Here is a 20,013-nt window from a genome sequence, read left to right as displayed (position 1 = left end):
CAGCCTCGCCGGCGGAGGTCAACCCTCCGTCGGCTTTTGCCTCAGCGCACGGTGAGCTGGAAATACAGCGCCGCCAGCCGTGCCGGCAGTTCCTCCACCCGCGTGATCGGGAAGCTGTTGCGGCGGCCGAAAATGGCGGCCGCGGCCCGGTCGGCGACGGCGCCGAGGGCGACGCAGAACACGTCGAGCCCCTGCCCGCGCGCGTCTGCCACCGCCCGGCGGGCATCCTCGGCGAGATAGGCCTCGTCCTCGACATCGATGTCGGAGGGCTCGCCATCGGTGACGACGACCAGCACCCGGCGATGCGTCGCCTGCGCGGCGAGCCCGGCGGCGCCGTGGCGGATGGCGGCGCCGAGGCGGGTGGAATAGGCCGGACGCAGGCCGGCAAGGCGCGGCAGGGCGGCCTCCCAGCGCTCGGCGAAGCGCTTCAGCTCGGTGATGCGGACGTCCTCGCGGCCGTTGGAGGCGAAGGCGAGCGCGGCGAAGGGATCGCCGACGCCGTCCAGCGCCGCGCCGAGCAGGCCCACGGCCAGAGCGGCGGTCGACAGCACGCTCTCGCCGTCGCGGCCGACCGGATCGGCGGTGGATTGCGAGACGTCGAGCAGCAGCATCAGCGCCACGTCGCGGCCCTGCCGGCGCTTCAGCGCGTGGATGCGCGGATCGGGCAGCTCGCCGAGGCGACGGGCCAGCATCGCCTCCTGCGCCGCCTCCAGATCGATCTCCTCGCCGTCGAGGCGGCGGCGCAGCCGGGTCGGCCGGTCGAGGCGGGCCCGGCGCATCAGCGCGTCGAGGCGGGCGGCGATCGAGCCCGCCGCGTCGAGCCGCGCCTTAAGCGCGGAGGCGCCAACGGCAGCCGGCGCATGCAGCCGCACCGTCACATGGTCGGCAAGCTCGGTGCGCAGGCGGTGGTCCCATTCCGGGTAGAGGCCGGCAATGGTGCTCTCCTCCTGGGGGACGGCGCCCTTCATGCGGGCGCCGCCGGCGGGCGCGGGGGCCGAATCCGGCGGGGCGGCGTCGGCCTCCTCCTGCCGCAGGCGGGCGGCTTCGACGACGAGCTCCAGCACGTCGTCATTATCGGGATCGGTCTCGTCCCAGTCGAACAGGCCGAGCCCGTCGTCGCGATAGGCCGGCTCGACGCGATAGGCCTTCGTGTCGAAGGGGATGCGCAGCTGGCCGAGGTCGTGGCCGAGGATGCGGGCGATCTCCGGCACGAAGCCCTGCCGCCCGGCATCCTCGGTGAAGGCGCGCTCGAACAGCGCGCGCGCCTTGGCGATCCAGCCATCCTCATCGCGAAAATCCGGGTCGGCGAGGGCGCGGGCAAGGCGGGCGAAGAGGGAGGCGACGGTGCGGGCGCTCGCCGCCTCCGCCGTGTGGAAGCGGCGCCACAGCCGGCCGAGGCCGGGATAGGCGCGCGCCGCCAGCCGCTCGACGCGGGCATCCTCCAGCAACGAAACGAGAGCGATCTGCACCGGCTTCATCCGCCCAACAGTGAAGCGCGCGCGGGTAAAGGCCCCATGGCAGGCGGCATGCGTCACCGCCGCCTCGAAGAAGGCGGCGGCATCCTCCGCGCGCAGATCGGGAAAACCCTGCGGCATCAGCAGCAGGCCGCCGGCGAGGCGAGGGCGGATCAGGGCCGGATCGGCGATGACCCGCACCTCCGGCGCGAGGCCGAACAGCGCCTGCGTCACCAGCTTCAGCCGCTCCTCATGCGGGGCGAAGCGCACGGCACCGGCGAGGTCGGCGAGGCGGCGCCGCGCCAGCGGGTCCTCCAGCCCGAAATACGCCGCACGGCGGCGGCGATCCGTGGCATGCAGCGCGAGGCCATCGGCGAGCCATTGCGCCATCGGCTCCGGCGGCAGTTCCTGCATCACCTGCGCCAGCACCGCGGCGAGCGGTGCCAGCGCGTCCGGCGCCCGCTCGGCGAGGCCGGCCAGCGCCGCGAGGCGGGCCGCCAACTCGCGCCCGTCGCCGCCATAGGAGAGGCGGGCGGCGAGAGGCCCGAGAATGGCAAGGGTGGTGCGGCTGCCGGCGTGGCGGCACAGCGTGCGGGTGGCCTGCCAGAGCGTCGCCTCGGTGTCGAGGCCGGCGCCGGGCAGGATGCGCCGCTCGATGCCCCACAGCGCCTCCAGCACCGCCGGGCCGGCATTGGCGTGATAGAGCGCGCCCACCAGCGCCGCCCAATGCGGCAGCCCGGCCGCGCCGAGATGGCGCCGGGCCTGCGCCTGCGCCGCGAGGAAGCCGGCATGCAGCGCCGGCCGGCGGCTCAGCAGGCGTTCCAGCGCCGCCGAAGCGTCGGGGTCGGGATCGCGACGCAGCGCCGCCGTCACAGGCAGGCCGCCACGACCGAGCGCAGCGCGCCGCGGGTGTCGGCATCGTCGGTGAGCGGGGCGACGATGGCCATGTCGCAGGCCTCGGCCGCGCCGATGCCGCGCGCGATCAGCTTGCCGGCGCGGATCAGCGTGCGGGTGGAGGCGCCCTCCTCCAGCGCCCGGTGGCCGAGATTGCGCGAGGCCGCGGCGATGCGCACCAGCTTCTCGGCGAGGCCGGCATCGATGCCGGCCTCGCGGGCGACGATGTCGGCCTCCCGCGCCGCCGCGGCATAGGTGAAGTCTATGGCGGCGAAGCGCTGCTTGGTCGATTCCTTCAAATCCTTCACCGCGCTCTGGTAGCCGGGGTTGTAGGAGATGACGAGGAAGAAGCCGGAAGGGGCGGCGACCACCTCGTTGCGCTTGTCGAGCGGCAGCACCCGGCGCTCGTCGGTGAGCGGGTGGATGACCACCGTGGTGTCCTGCCGCGCCTCGACGATCTCGTCGAGATAGCAGATGGCGCCGCCGCGCACCGCCTGGGTGAGCGGCCCGTCGCGCCACACCGTACCCTGCGCATCGAGCAGATAGCGGCCGACGAGATCGGCCGCCGTCATGTCCTCGTGGCAGGCGATGGTGATCAGCGGGCGTTGCAGCCGCCAGGCCATGTGCTCGACGAAGCGGGTCTTGCCGCAGCCGGTCGGGCCCTTGAGCATCAGCGGCACCTGGGCGCGATACGCCGCCTCGAACAGCGCGATCTCGTTGCCGACCGGGGTGTAATAGGGCTCGTCGACGAGGCGGAAGCAATCGAGGTCCGGCGGATCGGCATCCATGGGGTGGCTCCTGCAAGCGGCGTGAGACGAGGGCGACGGAGGGCGGGCGACAGGCACAAAAAAGCCCGGCCCGAGCGGCGAGCTCGGGACCGGGCTTCCATGCCCTTGCCGCGCACGGCTCTGTGCGGCGGCGGTTTTCCGGTGCTCATCATTCCGCAGCAGCTCCGCTTGCGCAAGCGGCATGGCCGCCGGCAGGTGGCCGGGAAAGCGCCGGCTTCGCTTCGCCTTCCCCCGTGGTAGAAGGAGCCGTCGGGACGCGCTGCGCCCCGGCATGGGGGGAGTGACCATTCATGCCGCGCAGGCGCCAGAGCCATGAGCCCGGCCATCGCCGGAAGTTCCTCGTGATCATCGACGACACGCCGGAATGCGACCGGGCGGTCTACTACGCCGCCCGCCGCGCCGCCCGCACCCAGGGCGGGGTGGTGATGCTGGCGGTGCTGGAACTCGCCGACGTGCAGAGCCAGTGGCTCGGCGTCGCCGAACTGATGCGCGCCGAGGCGACCGACAAGGCGCAGGCACGGCTCGACCACTTCGCCGCCCGCACCCGCAACCTGTCCGGCATCGAGCCGGAGCAGGCGGTGCGCGAAGGCGACGTCGCCGGCGAAATCCTCAAGGTCATCGAAGCCGACGAGGACATCGCGATACTGGTGCTCGCGGCCGGCACCGGCAGCGAGGGACCGGGGCCGCTGATCGCCGCGCTCGCCGGCGGATTGCTCAATGGCCTGCCGATCCCGGTCACCATCGTGCCCGGCGGCTTGTCCGACACCGAGATCGACGCCCTGGCCTGACGCCGCCCGATCCGTGCCCAGCCCGCCCGATCAAGGAGCGCCTCATGCCGTTCGGTTTCCTCATGCCCGTGCACGCCTTCTGGATCGGCCCGGCGCTCGGGCCGATGGCGCGGGCCTGCCTCGCCTCCTTCGTGCGGGCCGGCCATCCGGTCACCCTGCACAGCTACCAGCGCCCACACGACCTGCCGCCGGGTGTCGCCTTCGCCGATGCCACCCGCCTGGTGCCGCCGGAGCGGATCATCCGCCATCGCGAGACCGGCAGCTACGCCCTGTTCGCCAACGTGTTCCGCTACCGGCTGCTGCAGCGCTACGACTGCCTCTATGTCGATTGCGACGTCTATTGCCTCAAGCCGGTGGAGCGGGCGGCGTATCTGCTGGGCTGGGAGGACGACGTCCATATCAACGGCGCGGTGCTGCGCCTGCCGAAGGACTCCGCGCTGCTGCGCGCCCTCAACGCGGTGGCCGACGACCCGACGCCGATCCCGCCCTGGCTGCCGGAGGAATTGCAGGCCGAGCTCCGGGAGAACGCCCGGCAGGGCCGCCCCACCAGCGTCCAGGACATGCCCTGGGGCGTACTCGGGCCGCGCGCCATCACCTGGCTGGCGAAGGATTGCGGCGTCGACGGCAAGGCGCTGCCGACGGAGGCGTTCTATCCGCTGCATTACACGCAGGTGCACCGGCTGCTCGACCCGGAATTGACCGTCGAGGACCTGGTGACGCCGCGCACGCAGTGCCTCCACCTCTATAACGAGATGCTGCGCCGGCTCGATCTCTCGGCCGTGCCGCCCTCCTCGCCGCTCGGGCGCATGCTGGCGGCGCCGGAGCTGGTGCCGAGCCGGTGGGACCGTCTGCGCCAAGGCTTCCTTTGGCGGCGATGAGCGCCTATTTATAACCATACCAGACCCACGTCGCCGGGGCCTTGAACCCCGGTAGGCCAGGAGCATCCCATGTTCATCCAGACCGAGCCGACCCCGAATCCCGCCACGCTGAAGTTCCTGCCCGGGCGCAGCGTGCTCGGCGCCGGCACCTTCGAGGCGCGCAATCCCGACGAAGCCGGCCGCTCGCCGCTGGCGGCCAAGCTGTTCGACATTCCCGGCGTCACCGGCGTGTTCTTCGGCTCCGACTTCGTGACCGTCACCAAGGATCGCGCCGAATGGGCGCATCTGAAGCCGGCGATCCTCGGCGCCATCATGGAGCATTTCGTCTCCGGCCAGCCGGTGCTGCCGGAGGAGCACGAACATACCGAGGACGACGCCTTCTACGAGGCGAAGGATGCCGGGCTCGTCGATACCATCCGCGAGCTGATCGACACCCGCGTGCGCCCGGCGGTGGCCAATGACGGCGGCGACATCACCTTCCGCGGCTACAAGGACGGCGTGGTGTTCCTCGCCATGAAGGGCTCCTGCTCCGGCTGCCCGTCCTCCACCGCGACGCTGAAGAACGGCATCGAGAACCTGCTCAGGCATTTCGTGCCGGATGTCGTCGAAGTGCGGCCGGTCTGACCGGCCCGCGCTACCGCCTCCGGGGTATCCGGCGCCATACGGCGCCGCCGTCTTTAGGTGTCCGGCGCGATGCGACGCCGGTAGGCCGCTTGTGGAGAGGCGACCCGGCGGGGCTTTGCCTCGCCCGCCGCCCATGTGCATGGTGAGGCGAAGGATAATGGCGCCATGCTGATTCTCGCCCTCGATACCGCGCTGGAGGCCTGCTCCGTCGCCCTACACGACATCGCAAGCGACCGGACGCTGGCGCGTGCCTCGCAGGCGATGGCGCGCGGCCATGCCGAGGCGCTGGTGCCGATGGTCGACCGGGTCATGGTCGAATCCGGCCGCGAATTCAGCGATATTGGCCTGTTCGCCGTCACCGTGGGGCCGGGCAGCTTCACCGGATTGCGGGTGGGGCTATCGGCGGCGCGCGGCTTCGGCCTCGCCACCGGACGGCCGGTGATCGGCATCTCGACATTGGCGACGCTCGCCGCCCCGCTGCTGGCCGAGGATGACGGCGTGCCGGTGGTCGCCGCCATCGATGCCCGGCACGACAATCTCTACATCCAGATGATCGGCCCCGGCGGCCGGGTGATGGTGTCGGCCCGCCAGCTCGCCCTGAAGGACGCGGTGCGCGCGGTGGCCAACGGCCCGGCGCGGCTGGTCGGCTCCGGCGGGCCGCTGCTCGCCAGCGCCTGGCCGGCCACCGCGCCGGCGCCGCTCGAGATCGTCGCCACCAACACCCCCGACCCGGTCTGGCTGGCCCGACTCGCCTCGGTGGCCGACCCGGCGAAATCCGAGCCGCGGCCGCTCTATCTGCGCGACGCCGACGCCAAGCCGCAGACGGCGGCCCGCATCGCCCGCCGCTGACCACGCGAGGACGACGGGCCGGGCGATGAGCTGGAAGATCACCGACATCACCCGGGCCTGGCGCGCACCGCCAGCCTTCCGCCCCGCCGCCGCCGCCGATGCCGAGGCGCTGGCGGCGCTGCATGCGGCAAGCTTCCGCTTCGGCTGGGAGGCGGCGGAATTCGAGCGCCTGCTCGCCGACCGGCTGAGCCGGGCGCTGGTGGCGACCGAGGGACCGGGCGGCCGGGTGACCGGCTTCATCCTGCTGCACGGCGTGGCGCCGGAAATGGAGATCCTCTCGATCGCGGTGGCGCGCAGCCATCGCGGCGGCGGCATCGGCCGCGCTCTGGTGCAGAAGGCGATGGCCCGCCTCGCCGCCGAGGGCATCGCAACGCTGTTCCTCGAGGTCGAGGAGGGCAACCGGCCGGCGGTGACGCTTTACGAGAAAACCGGCTTCCGGGAGATCGGCCGCCGGCCCGGCTATTATCGCGACGCGGCGGGGAAGCCGGTGGCGGCGATCGCCATGCGGCGCGACCTCGCGTGAAGCCGCGGCGCGCGCATTCCGACGGGGGATAGCGCCGGAGGAAACGGTTGCCCTCAACCGACGGGTTGCGCCATAAGCAGGGCAAAGGAGACGAGGCGCGAATGACCGACAAGCCGACCGCCATCGAGGAGGCCTGCGTCACGCTGGGCCTGCGCATGACGGACCAGCGCCGGGTGATCGCGCGCGTCATCGCCGATGCGCAGGACCATCCCGACGTCGAGGAACTGCATCGCCGCGCCGTGGCGGTAGACGACCGGATCTCGATCTCCACCGTCTACCGCACGGTGAAGCTGTTCGAGGACGCCGGCATCATCGAGCGCCACGACTTCCGCGACGGCCGCTCGCGCTACGAGCCGGTGCCGGACGAACACCACGACCACCTGATCGACCTGCGCAACGGCACGGTGGTGGAGTTCCGCTCGGAAGAGATCGAGCACCTCCAGGAAGAGATCGCCCGCAAGCTCGGCTTCCGCCTCGTCGGCCACCGGCTGGAGCTCTATGGCGTGCCGCTCGATTCCACGCCGAAGAAATAGACCGTGCGCCCCGTCCTCGTGCTGGTGCCGGTGCTGATCGCGACGCTGATCGGCATTCCTTGCCAGTGGGTGGCGGTGCGGTTCACACTCGACGCCCGGCGGTGGATTCCGGTGCTGTATCACCGCTTCGTGCTGGCGATGCTCGGCGTCAAGGTACGGGTGATCGGCGCGCCGGCGGCCGATCGGCCGCTGATGATCCTCTCCAACCATGTCTCCTGGCTCGATATCGCCGTGCTGGGCGCGCAGTTCCCGCTGGGCTTCATCGCCAAGAGCGAGGTCGCCGGCTGGCCGGGCATCGGGCTGCTCGCCCGGCTGCAGCGCACCATCTTCGTCGACCGGCAGGCGCGCGCCGCCACCGGGCGGGTCAGCGCCGAGATCGCCGACCGGCTCGACGGCGGCGATCCCGTGGTGCTGTTCGCCGAGGGCACCTCGAGCGACGGCAACCGGGTGCTGCCGTTTCGCTCCGCTTTGGTCGGCGCCGCCCGGCCGAGTGCCGAAGGCCGGCCCGCCACCCTGCAGCCGCTGGCCATCGCCTATGTGGCACAGGGCGGGGTGCCGCTCGGCCGGGCGCGGCGGCCATTGGTCGCGTGGTACGGCGACATGGACCTCGCCCCGCATCTGATGGAGGTGCTGCGGCGCGGCGGCATCGAGGTGGAGCTGCGCTTCGGCGCCCCGATCGCCGGGACCGACCGCAAGACGGCAACCAGCCACGCCGAAGCCGCGGTGCGCGCCATGATGGCGGAAGCGCTGAATCCCCGGCCGGCGTGACAGCGCGGGCGGCGGGGGAAATCGGCGCGGCGGCTCATTTCCTTTTGCCGGGAATCCCGCTAAACAAAGATCAGGTGTCGACCGAGGAGACGTACACGATCTCGACCTGGGAACGAGCGGCGGTAAGCGGAGGCGCCTCGTCACGGGCGCATGATGTGCGCGCCGTGCCCTCAACCTTCAGCGACCCTGTGGCCGGGACGGCCGAACAGGGCGGGTCGATCGATACGCCATGAGTGAAACGCACGAAGCGCGTCAACTGGAAACGCGTCAACTGGAAGCGTCGCGCGAGACGCGCGAGCCGGGTAACGCGCGCAAGATTTACGTCCGCTCCTTCGGCTGCCAGATGAACGTCTATGACGCCCAGCGCATGACGGACACCATGGCGAAGGAAGGCTATGTCGAGACCGACAAGCCTGATGATGCCGACCTCATCATCCTCAACACCTGCCACATTCGCGAGAAGGCGGCGGAAAAGGTCTATTCCGAGCTTGGACGGCTGCGCAAGGCGCAGGAAGAAGCCGGCCGCAAGCCTATGGTGGCGGTGGCCGGCTGCGTCGCGCAGGCCGAAGGCGCCGAGATCATCAAGCGCGCCCGCGTCGTCGACCTGGTGGTCGGGCCGCAGAGCTACCACAAGCTGCCGGAACTGGTGGCCCGCGCCCAGGAAAAGCAGGGCCAGGATGCCCGCGGCGTGGTGGAGACCGAGTTCCCGGTCGAGGACAAGTTCGACTTCCTCGCCCCGCCGAGCAAGCAGGCGATCGCCAAGCGCGGCCCGACCGCCTTCGTCACCGTGCAGGAAGGCTGCGACAAGTTCTGCACCTTCTGCGTGGTGCCCTATACGCGCGGTGCCGAAGTGTCCCGCCCGCTCGGGCGCATCCTCGACGAGGTGAAGCGCCTCGCCGAGGGCGGGGTGCGCGAGGTGACGCTGATCGGCCAGAACGTCAACGCCTATCACGGCCTCGACGATCACGGCCGCAGCGCCAACCTCGCCGAGCTGATGGCCCGCGTCGGCGAGGTGCCGGGCATCGCCCGCATCCGCTACACCACCAGCCATCCGCGCGACATGGATGACGAGCTGATCGCCGCCCATCGCGACATGCCCGCGCTGATGCCCTATCTGCACCTGCCGGTGCAGTCCGGCTCCGACCGCATCCTCGCGGCGATGAACCGCAAGCACGGGCGCGAGGCCTATTTCGAGCTGGTCGCCAAGGTGCGGGCGGCGCGGCCGGACATCGCCTTCTCCTCCGACTTCATCGTCGGCTTCCCCGGCGAGACCGACGCCGATTTCGCCGACACCATGGATCTGGTGGACAAGGTCGGCTTTGCCGGCGCGTTCTCGTTCAAATACTCGCCGCGCCCCGGCACGCCGGCGGCGGGGATGGGCGCGCAGGTGCCCGAGGCGGCGATGAACGAGCGCATCTATGCGTTGCAGGCGCTGCTGGACAAGCAGAAGGCGGCGTTCGACGCCGCCTGCCGCGGCCGGCGCTTCGATATCCTGCTGGAAAAGCCCGGCAAGCTGCCCGGCCAGCTCATCGGGCGCTCGCCCTATCTCCAGTCCGTGGTGGTGCTCGCCCCGCGCGAGGCGATCGGTACGCTCGCCAGCGTGGTCGTGCGCGACGTCAGCACCAAGAGTCTTTCCGGCGACATCGTCGCGGGCGAATTCTGGCCCGAGGGCGTGCCGTCCGGCACGAGCTTAGTGGGGCAGGGCGAAAAACTGGAGGCGTGATGGTGCGTCGTGGGGGATCGGATACGGATCGGACGCTGGTGGCGACCCGGACGGGCGCGCGCGGCAGCGGGAGCGGCAGCGGAACCGCGGCACAGACGGCCTCGACAGCTTCGACGGCCCGCTGGCTGACCCCCGACACCGACACGTCGAGCCAGATCGTGCTCGCCTTCGACGACAACCGGCTGGCCAGCCTGTTGTTCGGCAATTACGGCCAGAACCTCGCCACCGTCGAGCGGCGGCTCGACATTGTCGCCGAGCAACGCGGCAACCATGTCACGCTCGAAGGCCCGCGCGAGGCCTGCGACCAGGCGCGGCACGTGCTGGAGACGCTCTATGCCCGGCTGAAGAAGGGCGGCGAGATCGCCCCCGGCGATGTCGAGGGCGTGCTGCGCGAGGCGGCCTCGCAGGGCTTCCTGTTCGACTTCGACCCGGCGACCAAGAAGCAGAGCTTCGACGAGATCCAGCTGCGCCGCCGCCCGGTGCGCGCCCGCACGCTGGCGCAGGACGCCTATATCCGCGCGCTGAAGCGGCAGACGCTGGTGTTCGGCGTCGGCCCGGCCGGCACCGGCAAGACCTGGCTCGCCGTCGCCTATGCCGTGCACCTGCTGGAGCGGCGGATTGTCGACAAGCTGATCCTCTCGCGCCCGGCGGTGGAAGCCGGCGAGCGGCTCGGCTTCCTCCCCGGCGACATGAAGGAGAAGGTCGACCCCTATCTGCGGCCGATCTACGACGCGCTGCACGATCTGATGGACCGCAACTATGTCGAGCGGGCACTGACCTCTGGCGAGATCGAGATCGCGCCGCTGGCCTTCATGCGCGGGCGCACGCTGGCCAATGCCTGCGTCATCCTCGACGAGGCGCAGAACACCACCTCGATGCAGATGAAGATGTTCCTCACCCGCCTGGGCGAGAACTCGCACATGATCGTCACCGGCGATCCGAGCCAGATCGACCTGCCGCCGGGCCAGACCTCCGGCCTTGCCGAGGCGGTGGGGCTCTTGGAGAATGTCGAGGGCGTCGAGGTGTGCCGCTTCAATGCCGCCGACGTGGTGCGCCACGAACTGGTGGGCCGCATCGTCGCCGCCTATGACGGCAAGGCCGCCGCCGCCCGCCGCCCCGCCGCCCCGCCGGAAGCGCCAGCGCCGGCACAGCAGCCGGCAACCGTCGAGGAGCCGCCGCGATGAGCGACGGCTCTACCATCGCGGTCGATGTCCTCGTCGCCGCCGGCCCCTGGCCGGCGCATGCCGAGGCCGCCGGCCTGGTGTCGCGGGCGATCCGCGCCGCCCATGCGGGGGCGATGGAGGAGTACGATCTCGGCATCGAGCAGGGCGAGGTCGCGGTGATGCTCACCGACGACGCCGGCATCCGCACGCTCAACCTCGACTGGCGCTCGAAGGACAAGGCGACAAACGTGCTATCATTCCCGACGCCGCAGGTGGCGCGGGAGGCAGGCGAGCCCCATCTGGGCGATATTGCCATCGCCTATGAGACCGTCGCCCGCGAGGCGGCCGCCGAGGAGAAGAGCTTCGACGACCACCTGACGCATCTCGCCGTTCACGGCATGCTTCATCTGCTCGGCTTCGACCACGAGACACCGGACGAAGCGGAGGAGATGGAGGCGATGGAGCGGCGGATATTGTCCGGCCTCGGCATCGCCGATCCCTATGCCGAGACCGAACCTGTTCATCAAACCCACTAGAAGGCCATGTCCGATCCCGTTTCCAAGACGCCGCCCCCCGCAGACGCCAGCGAAGGGCCAAGTACAGGGACCAGCATAAGTCCAACCCCGCTCCCCACCGAGCCGCGCGCCGGCGAGGGGCGGGGGGGACTTCTCGACCGGCTCCGCCACCTGATCGGCGGCTGGCGAACCACCGGCTCGCTGCGCAGCGATCTGGCCGAGGCGCTGGCCTCCAATGCCGATTTCACCGCCGATCTGTCGGCGACCGAGCGCGCGATGCTGAAAAGCATCCTGGAACTGCGCGAGCGGCGGGTGGGCGACCTGATGGTGCCGCGCGCCGACATCATCGCAGTACAGAAGGACATCCCGCTCGGCGAGTTGCTCGCCGTTTTCGCCGATGCCGGCCATTCCCGCCTCGTGGTCTATGACGACACGCTCGACGACCCGGTGGGGATGGTGCATATCCGCGACCTCGTCACCCACCTCACCCAGCGGGCGATGACCTCGCGCCCGCCGACCGCGCTCGGCAGGGCGCGCGACCCGAAGGCCGAACCGGGAGACGCACGATCCGGCGGCAGCGACGCCAAGTTCGGCAGCGATGCCAAGCCGGCACCGGCCTTCAACCTCAAGGCGATCGACCTCTCCGCCTCGCTGAGCGCCGCGCGGCTGATCCGCCGGCTGCTGTTTGTGCCGCCTTCCATGCCCTCGATCGAACTGCTCGCCAGCATGCAGGCGAGCCGCATCCATCTCGCACTCGTCATCGACGAATATGGCGGCACCGACGGTATCGTCTCGATGGAAGACCTGGTCGAGGAGATCGTCGGCGACATCGAAGACGAGCATGACGACGACGAGGCGCCGATGATCGCCCGCCAGCCGGATGGCAGCTTCATCGCCGATGCCCGCGCCGGCCTCGACGAGGTCGCCGAGATGGTTGACCCGGCCTTCGCCAATGGTGAGGAGGCCGAAGAGGTCGATACGCTCGGCGGCCTCCTGGTGACGCTGGCCGGGCGGGTGCCGGTGCGCGGCGAGATCGTCGCCGGCCCCGGTGCCTTCGAGATCGAGGTGCTCGACGCCGATCCGCGCCGGGTCAAGCGTCTGCGCATCTCGCCTGCCCGCGGCAACGGGCATGGGCCGCGCGAGGCCGAACCGGCCGGGCGGGCGTCCACCGCCAGCCTGCCGCCGCCGGCCCAGCAGTCAAGCGCCGATCCGCGCGCCGCGCTCCGCGGACCCGATGCGGCGTGATCCGCTGCCCGCCGGCGCGGCGGGCCCGGCCGGCGACCGCTCCGTCGCCGGCCCGCCGGCAACCGACCGGTGGAGCCGTCTCGCCGCCCTGCTGCGGGAGGGCCCTTACGGCCGGCGGGCGCTCATCGCGCTCGCCGCCGGTGCCGTCTCGGCACTGGCCCTGCAACCCTTCAACATCTGGCCGCTGCTGGGGCTGACCCTGCCAGTGCTGGTGCTGCTGCTCGACGGCGTCAGAGACGGCGTGCGGGCGCGGCAGGCGCCGGCCTGGGCGGCGCTGCGCCCCGCCTTCGGGCTCGGCTGGTGCTTCGGCATGGGTTATTTCGTCGCCGGCCTGTGGTGGATCGGCGCCGCCTTCCTGGTGCAGGCGGACGATTTCGCCTGGCTGATGCCGTTCGCCGTGTTGGGGCTGCCGGCCTATCTGGCACTCTATACCGGCCTCGGCGCCAGCGCCTGCATGCTGATCTGGCCGCGCGGATCGGCGCGCTTCCTCGGCTTCGCCGCGGTGATGACGCTGGCCGAAGGGCTGCGCGGCACCCTGCTCACCGGCTTTCCGTGGAACAATTTCGGCTATGCGCTGGGCAGCGACCTCAACTTCGCCCAGGCGAGCGCGGTATTCGGCATCGCCGGGCTGTGCCTGATCACCCTCGCCTGCCTGTCGACGCCGGCGGCGCTGCTCGACGCTTCGCGCCGCTGGCGCGCGCGCCTCGGCCCGCCGCTCGCCGCCGCCCTGGTGCTGGCGGCATTGTGGATCGGCGGCGCCTGGCGGCTCGCCCATGTCGAGGTCGGCACGGTGCCGGGGGTGAAGCTGCGCATCATGCAGCCCGACCTGCCGCAGGACCAGAAATTCCGCTACGATGCCCGGCGCAGCGTGATGGACCTCTATGTCGCCACCAGCGAGAGCGCCGGCGGCCTTGAGGGCATCACCCACCTGTTCTGGCCGGAATCCGCCTTCCCGTTCTTCATCGAGCGCGAACCGGAGGCACTGGCGCGGCTGCGCGCCATGCTGCCGGAGGGCACGACGCTGATCACCGGCGGCGGGCGGCTGGAGGAGCGGCCGAACGGCCGGCGGCCGGCGGTCTATAACAGCCTGCTCGCCCTGGATTCGCAGGGCCGGACCCTCGCCACCGCCGACAAGGTGCATCTCGTTCCGTTCGGCGAATACCTACCGTTCCAGGAAACGCTGGAAGCGCTGGGACTGCAGCAACTTACGCGTGTGCGCGGCGGTTTTTCTGCCGCCGACACCCGTAAACCGATGGAAATTCCGGGACTACCCCCGGTTTTGCCGTTAATATGTTACGAAGCAATATTCCCCGCCGAAATTGTATCGGCAAGCAAATCTTATGATCAGCCCCGTCAGGGTTTGTTACTCAACGTCAGTAACGATGCCTGGTTTGGCGAGACCCCTGGACCGTTCCAGCATTTCGAGCAAGCTCGCATGCGGGCGATCGAGCAGGGGCTGCCTCTGGTTCGCGCCACCAATAACGGCATCTCCGCCATTGTCGATCCGCTCGGCCGCGTGGTTGCCATGCTACCGCTGGGTGCGCGCGGCGTGCTTGATGGCGCATTGCCGCAAGCACTTGCGTCGACCATTTATGCTAATATTGGCAGTTCTGTATCCAATTTCCTCCTCGTCTTGTTCCTGCTACTCGCCTTTGCATCGCAACGAGGATATACACGCAGGGATTGATCGACGTGTGCGCGTAGTTTGCCTAGACTGCCTGCCCTGATCGATGCGCTTTTCCTTTCTGAAAAGGGAGGGAAGGTATTTTTTTGTCCGAATCGGGGAAGCCGATGACCAAGAAGTCTCCCAACCCAATCGACAAGCATGTTGGCAGCCGGGTGCGCATGCGCCGGATGATGATCAATATGAGCCAGGAAAAATTGGGAGAAAGCTTGGGTATTACTTTTCAGCAGATTCAGAAATACGAAAAAGGCACCAACCGCATCGGCGCCAGCCGGTTGCAGAACATTTCCAGCGTGCTGGGCGTGCCGGTCGCGTTCTTCTTCGAAGGTGCGCCGACTACCGGCGTCACGGTGTCCGGGCTCGCCGAGGAGGCCTCGCCCGCCTATGTGGCGGACTTCCTCGCCACCTCTGAAGGCCTGGCGCTCACCCGCGCCTTCACCCGCATCTCCGATCCCAAGGTGCGCCGGCGAATCGTCGATCTCGTCGAGACTCTCGCCGACCAGAACGACGGCGCCTGATCCGGCCGGCGGCACATACCGCTCCGTTCGTTTTTCCGAACAAATCCGGCCGCCAAACTTGACCTGTCTGGTCGCTGTTGCCAGAAAGGGGCAGCCGGACGTCTTCGCCGCGCCGGTGGTGAGATGAGGAGCCGAGGCGTGTCTCGACAAGACTATGTTTTTACCAGCGAATCCGTTTCCGAAGGCCATCCCGACAAGGTCTGCGACCGCATTTCCGACGAAGTGGTGGACGCCTTTTTCCGTGAAGGCCCGAAGCTCGGCTGGGACCCGGGGCACCTGCGCGTCGCCTGCGAGACCCTCGCCACCACCAACCGCGTGGTGATCGCCGGCGAGACCCGCGGCCCGGCCGCCATCACCCGCGATTTCATTACCCATATCGCCCGCCTCGCCATCAAGGACATCGGCTACGAGCAGGACGGCTTCCACTGGGAAGACGCCGATATCGAGGTGCTGCTGCACGCGCAGTCGGTCGATATCGCCCAGGGCGTCGATTCGGCCGGCAACAAGGACGAGGGCGCCGGCGACCAGGGCATCATGTTCGGCTATGCCTGCCGCGAGACCCCGGAACTGATGCCGGCGCCGATCTACTACGCCCACCGCATCCTGAAGGTGCTGGCCAATGCCCGCCATTCCGGCGAGAGCTCGGTGCTCGGCCCCGACGCCAAGAGCCAGGTGAGCGTGCGCTATGAGGGCGGCAAGCCGGTCGAAGTGACGCAAATCGTGCTGTCGACGCAGCATCTCGATGCCGAGCTGTCGTCGCACGACGTGCGCAACATCGTCGAACCCTATATCCGCCAGGCGCTGCCGGAAAACTGGATCACCCCGACGACCGTCTGGCACGTCAACCCGACCGGCAAGTTCGTCATCGGCGGCCCGGACGGCGATTGCGGCCTGACCGGCCGCAAGATCATCGTCGACACCTATGGCGGCGCGGCTCCGCATGGCGGCGGTGCCTTCTCCGGCAAGGACCCGACCAAGGTCGACCGCTCGGCCGCCTATGCCGCGCGCTACCTCGCCAAGAACGTGGTGGCGGCGGAGCTTGCCCAGCGCTGCACCATCCAGCTTGCCTATGCGATCGGCGTCTCCGACCCGCTCGCCGTCTATGTCGACCTGCACGGCACCGGCCAAGTCGACGAGGCCAAGCTGGAGAAGGTGCTGCGCGAGGTGATGAACCTGCGTCCGCGCGGCATCCGCGAGCATCTCGAGCTCAACAAGCCGATCTATGCCCGTACCGCCGCCTATGGCCATTTCGGCCGCGCGCCGGACGAGGATGGCGGCTTCTCCTGGGAGCGCACCGACCTCGCCGCGGCGATCCGCGCCGCGGTAGGCTGAGCCGAGCCCAGCGTCCACGACCGGAGAGAACCCAGCCGGGCCATCGATCCGGCTTGCGCCTTTCCACGGCTGATCTTAATGCGGGGCGGATCTGCGGGTCCGCCCCGCCCTGCTTTCGGTGACGCCTCATGACCAGCGCGGACAACGCGCACGCCCGCGATGCCGCGGCGCCCGCCACCGGCTTCTACGGCCGGCGCAAGGGCAAGCCGCTGCGCGCCCTCCAGAACCAGCATCTGCAGGAGGATCTGCCGCGCCTGCAGATCGACCTGGCGACGCTCAGTGACCAGGCCTTGCCGGCGCTGTTCGCGCTGCCGGTCGCCGAGGTGCGGCTGGAGATCGGCTTCGGCGGCGGCGAACACCTGCTGGCCGAGGCCGCAAGGCATCCCGGCATCGGCTATATCGGCGCCGAGGCCTTCGTGAACGGCGTCGCCAAGGCGACGGCCGGCATCGTCGAGGCCGGGCTTACCAATGTCCGGCTCTACGGCGATGACGTGGTGCCGCTGCTCGACCGGCTGCCGGCCGGCTCGCTCGCCCGCATCGACCTGCTCTATCCCGATCCCTGGCCGAAGCGCCGGCACTGGAAGCGCCGCTTCGTGCGCCCGGACAATATCGACCGCTTCGCCCGCCTTCTGATGCCGGGCGGGCATTTCCGCTTTGCCACCGATGTCGAGGACTATGCCGCCTGGACGCTGCGCCACCTGCTCGCCGACGCCCGCTTCCACTGGACGGCGCGGGTCGCCGACGACTGGCGCCAGCCCTGGGCCGGGTGGCCGGGCACCCGCTATGAGGCCAAGGCGCGGCGCGAGGGACGAATACCGGGCTATTACGAGTTCCAGCGCATCTGATTACCACATAAGCTGGAACCGCGACGCCCCCAAAGCGTTATCGCCCGCACCCACCGGGGTATGGCACAGGAGACCAGCATGGCCGATCCGAATCCGCAGGAAGACTTCTCCAAGCTCACCGCCGATCTCGCCGCCCTGCGGGAAGACGTCGCCAAGCTCGCCGAATCGCTGGCGACGCTGGCCAAGCAGGAAGGCGCCGCCGCCGCCGAAACCGTGAAGGAGAAGGTGCGCAGCGGCAAGGCGCAGGCGGAAGCCACCGCCGCCGGCCTGCTCGACGAAGGCGCCGCCGCCGTGGAGGACGCCAAAGCCTGCGCTTCCGCCCTCTGCCGCGACGCCAGCGGCGCCATCGAGCGCAATCCCTTCGCCGCAGTGGTCGCGGCGCTCGGCATCGGCTTCGTGTTCGGCCTGATCTCGCGGAGCCGGTGATGCTGAAGCTGCTGGCCGGTTTCGTCGGCGCCGAGGTCAACCTTGCGCTGCGCCGCGCCGCGACAACCGTGCTGCTGCTCTTGCTGGGGGCGCTGCTGTTTGGCGGCGCGCTGGTCGCCCTGATGGTGGCGCTCTTCATCGCGCTGGCCGAAGCCTATGATCCGGTGGTGGCGGCGCTGCTGATCGCCGCTTTGTCCTTCGTCGTCGGCATTTTCCTGCTGATCGCCGCCTATGCGCGGCTGAAGTCACCTTCGCGGCGGGCGGCCTCGCCGTTCGCCGGCCTGCGGGCGGCACCGATTCGCCCGCCGGAAGGGCCGGCAGTACCGCCGGCGCCGCCGCTCGCCGCCCAGACGGTGGTGGGGATTGCCGCGATTGCGGCGATTACCGGCCTTATTCTTGGCCGACGTATCTGAAACTCTCGGCTTCGTGCGCGACGCAGGCTGTTCCGGTACCCGCCCGTTCTTGCAGGAGCGGGTAAAAAGGAACAATCTGCCCGCAGGCATTTGGGGAGCCGCTTAGGCAGCCACCTGGTAACCACTTGGGTAACCATTTGAGTGGCAACCTGGGCTGTCGGCGGCCGGATCGGTCGCGGCTGACCAAGCTTCGCCGCTGGAGGTTCTGGATTTGACGTTTCGACGCTCGTCGCTGCGGCCGGGTGTGGCCGTACTCGCCCTGCTTACGGCCCTTGGCGGGGCGAGCGCGGTCAAGGCCGATGCGCCTCCGGCGGCGCTGATCGCCCGCTCCTCCCCCGCCGGCAACTATCTCGCCGCCCGCCTCGCGCTCGCCGAGCGCGATACCGGTGCCGCCGCCGCCTATTATCGCGCACTGGTGCGGGTGTTCCCGCGCAATGGCGAGATATTGGAGCGGGCCTTCCTGACCCTGCTCGCCGACGGCTCGATCGACGAGGCGGTGGAACTGGCCCAGCGCATCGTGCGCATCGACCCGGAGCACTCGCTGGCCCGGCTTGTGCTGGGCGTGAAGGCGATCAAGGCCAAGCAATATGTCACCGCGCGCTCCAATCTGCGCCGGGCCGGCGACGGCGCCATTGCCGAGCTCAACTCGACGCTGCTCAGCGCCTGGGCGCAGTTCGGCTCGGGCAATGCCCGCCAGGCGGTCGCCGCCATCGACGAATTGCAGGGGCCGGAATGGTATCTCGGCTTCAAGTCGCTGCATGCGGGGTTGATCCTCGACGCCGCCGGCATCCGCAAGGAAGCCGGCCAGCGGCTGGAACAGGCGCTGAAGGTCGATCTGCGCTCGCTGCGGGTGGTCGATGCCTATGCCCGCTGGGCCTCGCGCAGCGGCAACAAGAAGCTCGCGATCGATACCTACGAGGCCTATGACAAGGTGGCGCCGGACGACCCGCTGGTCGAACGCTCGATGGCGCTGCTCGACGCCGGCAAGACGCTGCCGCCGCTGATCGACACGCCGCAGGCCGGCGCCGCCGAGGTGATGTACGGCCTCGGCGCCGCGCTCGGCCGCCAGGGCGGCGAAGACCTCGCCATGGTCTATCTGCAGCTCGGCCGCTGGCTCGATCCCTCGCATCCGCTGATCGAGGTGACGCTCGCCGACCTGTTCGAAAGCCTCAACAAGCATGACGAGGCGATTGCGCTGTTCCGCGCCGTGCCGGCGGATTCGCCGCTCAAGCTGAACGCCGACATCCAGCTCGGCATCAATCTCAACGCCGCCGGCAAGAAGGACGAGGCGGAGAAGACGCTGGAAGAGGCGCTCGCCCGCAACCCGAAGGACCTGCGCGCCATGATGGCGTTCGGCGACGTGCTGCGCGCCAATGAGCAATTCGACAAATCGATCGATATCTATAGCAAGGCGATCGACCGGATCGGCACGCCGACCGGCCAGAACTGGATGCTGTTCTATTTCCGCGGCATCGGCTACGAGCGCACCAAGCAGTGGGCGAAGTCGGAAGCCGACCTGAAGAAGGCGCTGGAGCTGCGCCCCGACCAGCCGCATGTGCTGAACTATCTCGGCTACTCCTGGATCGACCAGGGCGTCAATCTCGACGAGGGCATGGAGATGATCCGCAAGGCGGTGACGCTCCGGCCGGATGACGGCTATTTCATCGACAGCCTGGGCTGGGCCTATTACCGCATCGGCAAATATGACGATGCGGTGCGCGAGCTCGAGCGGGCCGTCGAGCTGAAGCCGAACGAGGCGGTGATCAACGACCATCTCGGCGACGCCTATTGGAAGGTCGGGCGGCATCTGGAGGCGCGGTTCAAGTGGAACCATGCCCGCGACCTCAACCCGGAACCGGCCGACCTCGCCAAGATCGAGCGCAAGATCGCGGTCGGCCTCGACGAGGCACAGACCACCGAGGCGGCGCAGAACAACACCTCGGCCGCCAAGCCGGCAGTGCCGGCCGAGGCGACGAAGCCGGGCGGCGGCGGCTGAGTGTCCGAGGCTTCCATGACTTAAGCAACGTGCCGGCCAGGTGGACCATCTGGC

The 20,013-nt window shown here is 69.6% G+C and carries 20 protein-coding genes; 18 read left to right on the top strand and 2 right to left on the bottom strand.

The window, feature by feature from the left end; genetic code table 11:
- Positions 1-41: 41 nt before the first annotated feature.
- Together KHC24_RS25580 and KHC24_RS24310 are read right to left on the bottom strand one after the other, a co-directional pair.
- Complete coding sequence (locus KHC24_RS25580; protein ID WP_213366918.1) at positions 42-2,327, bottom strand: nitric oxide reductase activation protein NorD; 2,286 nt, start codon at positions 2,325-2,327, stop codon at positions 42-44.
- Complete coding sequence (locus KHC24_RS24310; RefSeq protein ID WP_213366916.1) at positions 2,324-3,136, bottom strand: CbbQ/NirQ/NorQ/GpvN family protein; 813 nt, start codon at positions 3,134-3,136, stop codon at positions 2,324-2,326. The genes KHC24_RS25580 and KHC24_RS24310 overlap by 4 nt, the downstream gene beginning before the upstream one ends.
- A gap of 290 nt (positions 3,137-3,426) precedes the next feature.
- Between KHC24_RS24310 and KHC24_RS24305 the strand changes: the two genes are divergently transcribed.
- The 18 genes from KHC24_RS24305 to KHC24_RS24220 all read left to right on the top strand — a co-directional run bounded on the left by KHC24_RS24305 (position 3,427) and on the right by KHC24_RS24220 (position 19,959).
- Complete coding sequence (locus tag KHC24_RS24305; RefSeq protein ID WP_213366914.1) at positions 3,427-3,924, top strand: universal stress protein; 498 nt, start codon at positions 3,427-3,429, stop codon at positions 3,922-3,924.
- 44 nt (positions 3,925-3,968) lie between these two features.
- Positions 3,969-4,802, top strand: coding sequence for a hypothetical protein (locus tag KHC24_RS24300; protein ID WP_213366912.1), 834 nt, complete (start codon positions 3,969-3,971; stop codon positions 4,800-4,802).
- Between the two features lie 69 nt (positions 4,803-4,871).
- Entirely contained in the window at positions 4,872-5,426 is a 555-nt protein-coding gene (locus KHC24_RS24295) for a NifU family protein (protein ID WP_213366910.1), read from the top strand.
- A gap of 165 nt (positions 5,427-5,591) precedes the next feature.
- Positions 5,592-6,275 carry a tRNA (adenosine(37)-N6)-threonylcarbamoyltransferase complex dimerization subunit type 1 TsaB gene (gene tsaB, locus KHC24_RS24290; protein ID WP_213366908.1) on the top strand — a complete coding sequence of 228 codons (684 nt, stop codon included), beginning with the start codon at positions 5,592-5,594 and terminating at the stop codon, positions 6,273-6,275.
- A gap of 25 nt (positions 6,276-6,300) precedes the next feature.
- Entirely contained in the window at positions 6,301-6,798 is a 498-nt protein-coding gene (gene rimI, locus KHC24_RS24285; protein WP_213366905.1) for a ribosomal protein S18-alanine N-acetyltransferase, read from the top strand.
- A 101-nt stretch (positions 6,799-6,899) separates the two neighbouring features.
- Complete coding sequence (locus KHC24_RS24280) at positions 6,900-7,331, top strand: Fur family transcriptional regulator (protein WP_213366904.1); 432 nt, start codon at positions 6,900-6,902, stop codon at positions 7,329-7,331.
- Between the two features lie 3 nt (positions 7,332-7,334).
- Positions 7,335-8,099, top strand: a complete 765-nt coding sequence (olsA, locus tag KHC24_RS24275) for a lyso-ornithine lipid O-acyltransferase (protein ID WP_213366902.1) — start codon at positions 7,335-7,337, stop codon at positions 8,097-8,099.
- A gap of 229 nt (positions 8,100-8,328) precedes the next feature.
- Positions 8,329-9,822: a tRNA (N6-isopentenyl adenosine(37)-C2)-methylthiotransferase MiaB gene (miaB, locus tag KHC24_RS24270; protein ID WP_213366900.1), complete on the top strand. Its 1,494-nt coding sequence runs from the start codon at positions 8,329-8,331 to the stop codon at positions 9,820-9,822.
- A 38-nt stretch (positions 9,823-9,860) separates the two neighbouring features.
- Complete coding sequence (locus KHC24_RS24265; protein ID WP_213366898.1) at positions 9,861-11,006, top strand: PhoH family protein; 1,146 nt, start codon at positions 9,861-9,863, stop codon at positions 11,004-11,006.
- Positions 11,003-11,521, top strand: coding sequence for an rRNA maturation RNase YbeY (gene ybeY / locus KHC24_RS24260; RefSeq protein WP_213366896.1), 519 nt, complete (start codon positions 11,003-11,005; stop codon positions 11,519-11,521). Before KHC24_RS24265 ends, ybeY begins: the two co-directional genes overlap by 4 nt.
- Before the next feature lie 6 nt (positions 11,522-11,527).
- A complete protein-coding gene (locus KHC24_RS24255) occupies positions 11,528-12,745 on the top strand; it encodes a hemolysin family protein (protein WP_213366894.1) in 1,218 nt (405 codons plus the stop codon).
- Positions 12,735-14,432, top strand: coding sequence for an apolipoprotein N-acyltransferase (gene lnt / locus KHC24_RS24250; protein ID WP_213366892.1), 1,698 nt, complete (start codon positions 12,735-12,737; stop codon positions 14,430-14,432). The genes KHC24_RS24255 and lnt overlap by 11 nt, the downstream gene beginning before the upstream one ends.
- 104 nt (positions 14,433-14,536) lie before the next feature.
- The gene (locus KHC24_RS24245; RefSeq protein WP_213366890.1) at positions 14,537-14,947 is read left to right on the top strand and encodes a helix-turn-helix domain-containing protein; all 411 of its coding nucleotides are present in this window, start codon (positions 14,537-14,539) and stop codon (positions 14,945-14,947) included.
- A 138-nt stretch (positions 14,948-15,085) separates the two neighbouring features.
- A complete protein-coding gene (metK, locus tag KHC24_RS24240) occupies positions 15,086-16,279 on the top strand; it encodes a methionine adenosyltransferase (protein ID WP_213366888.1) in 1,194 nt (397 codons plus the stop codon).
- A gap of 128 nt (positions 16,280-16,407) precedes the next feature.
- On the top strand, positions 16,408-17,124 hold the full coding sequence (gene trmB, locus KHC24_RS24235; RefSeq protein WP_213366886.1) for a tRNA (guanine(46)-N(7))-methyltransferase TrmB: 717 nt from the start codon (positions 16,408-16,410) through the stop codon (positions 17,122-17,124).
- Positions 17,125-17,202: 78 nt separating this feature from the next.
- Positions 17,203-17,550 carry a DUF883 family protein gene (locus tag KHC24_RS24230; protein WP_213366884.1) on the top strand — a complete coding sequence of 116 codons (348 nt, stop codon included), beginning with the start codon at positions 17,203-17,205 and terminating at the stop codon, positions 17,548-17,550.
- On the top strand, positions 17,550-17,963 hold the full coding sequence (locus KHC24_RS24225) for a phage holin family protein (protein ID WP_213366882.1): 414 nt from the start codon (positions 17,550-17,552) through the stop codon (positions 17,961-17,963). The genes KHC24_RS24230 and KHC24_RS24225 overlap by 1 nt, the downstream gene beginning before the upstream one ends.
- A 211-nt stretch (positions 17,964-18,174) precedes the next feature.
- Positions 18,175-19,959 (top strand): tetratricopeptide repeat protein, encoded by a 1,785-nt coding sequence (locus tag KHC24_RS24220; protein ID WP_246547638.1) that lies wholly within the window; start codon positions 18,175-18,177, stop codon positions 19,957-19,959.
- Positions 19,960-20,013 lie beyond the last annotated feature (54 nt).

Source organism: Ancylobacter defluvii (assembly GCF_018390605.1).
GTDB lineage: Bacteria > Pseudomonadota > Alphaproteobacteria > Rhizobiales > Xanthobacteraceae > Ancylobacter > Ancylobacter defluvii.
The sequence above is the reverse complement of the archived record's forward strand: the minus strand, read 5'-3'. Positions and strand labels throughout refer to the sequence as shown.